The sequence below is a fragment of the Catenibacterium sp. co_0103 genome, from assembly GCF_004168205.1.
GTDB lineage: Bacteria > Bacillota_I > Bacilli_A > Erysipelotrichales > Coprobacillaceae > Catenibacterium > Catenibacterium mitsuoka_A.
Genome location: NZ_RCYB01000135.1, coordinates 1 through 3,911 on the forward strand (window position 1 = coordinate 1; position 3,911 = coordinate 3,911).

At 33.3% G+C, this 3,911-nt stretch carries 4 protein-coding genes; all 4 read right to left on the reverse strand.

Going from position 1 to position 3,911, the window contains the following annotated elements:
* Nucleotides 1–291: hypothetical protein (locus EAI80_RS12260; RefSeq protein WP_202976645.1), on the reverse strand; the 291-nt coding region annotated here is incomplete at its 3' end.
* A gap of 201 nt (nucleotides 292–492) precedes the next feature.
* Nucleotides 493–1,905, reverse strand: a complete 1,413-nt coding sequence (locus tag EAI80_RS12265) for a glycoside hydrolase family 1 protein (protein WP_022424197.1) — start codon at nucleotides 1,903–1,905, stop codon at nucleotides 493–495.
* 132 nt (nucleotides 1,906–2,037) lie between these two features.
* Nucleotides 2,038–3,243 (reverse strand): GTPase HflX, encoded by a 1,206-nt coding sequence (hflX, locus tag EAI80_RS12270; RefSeq protein ID WP_129982263.1) that lies wholly within the window; start codon nucleotides 3,241–3,243, stop codon nucleotides 2,038–2,040.
* 98 nt (nucleotides 3,244–3,341) lie between these two features.
* Nucleotides 3,342–3,713, reverse strand: a complete 372-nt coding sequence (locus EAI80_RS12275) for a hypothetical protein (protein ID WP_129982264.1) — start codon at nucleotides 3,711–3,713, stop codon at nucleotides 3,342–3,344.
* Between the last annotated feature and the right edge of the window lie 198 nt (nucleotides 3,714–3,911).

The following is a 3,911-nucleotide window of genomic DNA, read 5'->3' on the forward strand; positions in this document are numbered from 1 at the left end:
CTTTCCCTGCTTTGCCTTTTTAAGAAGACCAAAGAATGATTTAAATGAACCATCTACTTCCTTCAGTATCTGCTGTGCCATATTGGAATTAAGCGTTCTATAGTTATCAGACGACTTCAGAAGTGCATAGTTCTTCTCATAATTGAGATACTTGCCTTCTGCAAAGTAGTGCTGTCTTATGTTATAGATTGCCTGATTAGTAAGATTCTTTGCAATATGACATAATTCCTTGATGGAACGACAGTCTTCCTTGGACAGATGCTTTACCTGCTGCTTGACTGTAAGATACATATATTTAGCCTCCTTTCTGTAGATTTAGGAAAAGAAGTTTCCTATATGTATTATACTATTTCTTACTCCAAATTTCTCTATCAGATGCATTAACGGCATTCATCCCCCACCTATATTCTATATTGAGGTGGGGGTTCTGCTGGTTTTTTAGATAAATTCACATAAAAAAAGACCATGCATTTCACATGGTCTAAGCAAGTATTAGTCTAAATCAGCACCGTTAGATTCGAATACTTTCTTGATATAATTATAAGATTTCTTTGGAATACGTTTCATATCTCTTAAATCTTTATTTGTTCTATTAACATAAACAAATCCATAACGCTTATCCATATTACACATACTAGCTAGGATATCGATTGGTCCCCAAGTAATATAACCTAAGCAGTCTACACCATCTTCAAACATTGCGTTTTCCATTTCACGAATATGGTCTCTATGATAATTAATACGATAATCATCTTCGATTGTACGACCTTCAGCAAGCATCTTATCTACTTCTTCCTGAGTCATATCTTCACGCCATCCAATACCATTTTCAAGTACGAATACTGGTAAACCTGTTCTATGATGTAAATCATTTAAAGTCCATCTGAATCCAACTGGATCGATTTCCCAATGCCATTCATTGGCTTCACAATGAGGATTCTGAATCTGCTGTTCATTCACACAGTCACAAGCTGGTCTTTCATAATCAAAGATACCAGTCTTAACTGTATTAGAACGATAATAAGAGAATGCGATATAGTCTACAGTATACTTTAATAGTTCTTCATCGCCTTCTTCAAATGTAGGCATCCATCCACGATTTTCTAAGTAAGCATTCCAGTAATCAGGATATTTACCCTGAGCAAATGTATCAACAAGATAACCATTTAATAAGTTATAAGCCTGAGTTGCAAATAAATTATTTTCTGGGCTGTTGTCATATGCATAAATATTAGTGATTGCACCCATACCACAGAACTTAGCATCTGGCTGCATTTCTCTTAAAGCACGTACTGCTTTACAATGAGCCATCATAACATTGTGGTTTACCTGATATAAATGTTTAGGAAGACTTACACCTTCAGGAATTTCTTCAGCGTTAGAAACTCTTAACATCATTGAATGAAGGTTCTGTTCATTGAATGACATCCAATGTTTAACTCTATCACCGAATCTTTCAATACAAACTTTTGCATATCTTTCAAAACAGTCTACAACATATCTTGAAGCAAAACCATTGTAGTTCTTTACAAGATGATAAGGCATATCGAAATGTACTAAAGTGATCATTGGTTCAATGCCTGCAGCAAGTAGCTTATCAATTAAATCACTGTAGAACTTTACACCTTCTTCGTTTACTGGTTCATCTAATGTACCATTAGGAATGATACGGCTCCAGCAGATTGAGAAACGATAGAAGTTAAACCCCATACCTTTCATTAATGCGATGTCTTCATCATAACGAGTGTATTCATCAATTGCATCGTTCCAGTCAGAGAATTCAGGGTTCATAGGTCTTACGTCATAGATACAAACACCCTTTCCCCCTTCATTTCTGTGTCCTTCAGTCTGGAATGATGATACTGAACCACCCCAGTAAAAATCTTTTGGCATTTTTCTTTCCATTTTATGTGTCTCCTTTATCTTATGAATACATTCTATCAATCACTCCTTATAAATGTAAACTGTTTCAAGGCTGATTATTATAACGTTTCATAAAATATACAAAAAATGGTTAATTAATGAAACTCCGTTTCATTAATTAAAAAGGATGTACATAAGATAGTCTTTAATATCCTGTCTTTTAGCTTCTATCTGTAAATAGATATAATCATCACGATAGTCAACCTGTTCCACATAGGTATTCTCATAAAGATACTTGAAATCTTCTCCCTTATCATAAGGAATACCTAATTGGAAAGTTTCATAATCCTTAAAGAGGATATGACTTATTTCATCTTCTAACAAATCTAAACCAATCTTTTCCTTTGCAGATATAAAAACATAAGGAGTAACAGGATGTACATAACCATACTTATTTAAATCAACCTTGTTGTACACATAGATCATAGGTGTATTTTCAACCCCTAATTCTTCTAATACCTTATTGGTTGTATCAACCTGTAATTGATAATCTTCAAAACTTGAATCAACAACATGGAGTAATAAATCTGCTTCTTTCACTTCTTCTAAAGTGGAACGAAATGCCTGAATCAGATTGTGTGGTAAACGTTCAATAAAACCAACTGTATCAGTAAGCAAGCATGTATGATTCTTAATCTTTATATTTCTAGTAGAAGTCTGTAATGTTGCAAATAACATATCCTTCTCAAATACTTTTTTCTCTTTATTCTGACATAAGGTATTGAGTAAAGTAGACTTTCCACTATTTGTATAACCGACCAAAGCAATCACAGGAATATTATTACGTTTGCGTCTTTCTCTTTGTGTTTGTCTTTGTTTTACAATCTGTGCTAGTTCTTTTCTAGAACGGGACAACTTTCTAGAGATGATACGACGATCTAACTCAATCTGTTTTTCACCAGATCCTCTAAACCCAGAACCACCTTGCTGATGTGACATATGTTCCTGCATTCCTGCAAGTCTTGGTAATAAATATTGGTCTCTTGCTATTTCTACCTGTAATTTTGCTTCTTTTGTCTGTGCACGCTGTTCAAATATACGAAGAATTAAATCTGTACGATCTGTTACTTCTGTTTGTAATTGATCAGTAAGGTTCTTTACCTGTAATGGAGATAGTTCATCATCAAAGATAACCATTTCTCCATCTAATCTTAATCTGATTTCTTCTATTTTACCTTTACCAATATAAGTGGCAGGATTAATTTTTTCTAATTTCTGAATAACAACATCTTCTACTTCAATATCACATGCAATACATAATGATTTGAGTTCATCTATGTAGAAGGGATTGTCCGATGTCATAACTAATATAGCTTTCATTGATACTCTTATTCTACTTAAAAAAGAAGAATTCCTTTCTTTGGACTCGTGTCTATTATAACACGAGTTTTAGAAAAGAATTCTTCTAATTGTTTCTATTATTTAGGTAACACGACAAGCATATAGTTTTCATCACCCATATCAAGTTTGAAATAATAATCACCTACCTGATTAGGACCATCCATTGAATCTGCGAGTAATGAAAGCCATTCTGTTGAGGAATTATCTTCTTCTGATAAAATTCTTAACAAAACGATAGCCCATAAATAGAAATCAGCTCTTTCTACACTTGTATCAGAACGACATGCAATTGTCACTAGTTTATGATTATCTAGAGAATACAACAAAATATACTTAATATCTTTTGTGATTCCATTATCCTTGATATCATACACAACACCTAGATTTTCACTTGAACAAAGCATAGAATTAATTGATACATTATATTTTGAAGAATAAGAGTCTTGCATTTCTTATTTACTTCAGTTAAATCATCTTTATAAGGTCCTTCATTAAGGAAATCACTTTAGATAATTTAAAACAATTATTCATTAAACAGTTATAATTTACATTAACAAAAAAAGCACCAACTTTGATGCGCCCCTGTCAAGTAGACAGGTGAAATAATTAAAAACATGTACCCATGCCAGCCACGTAGTGGCTGGCAT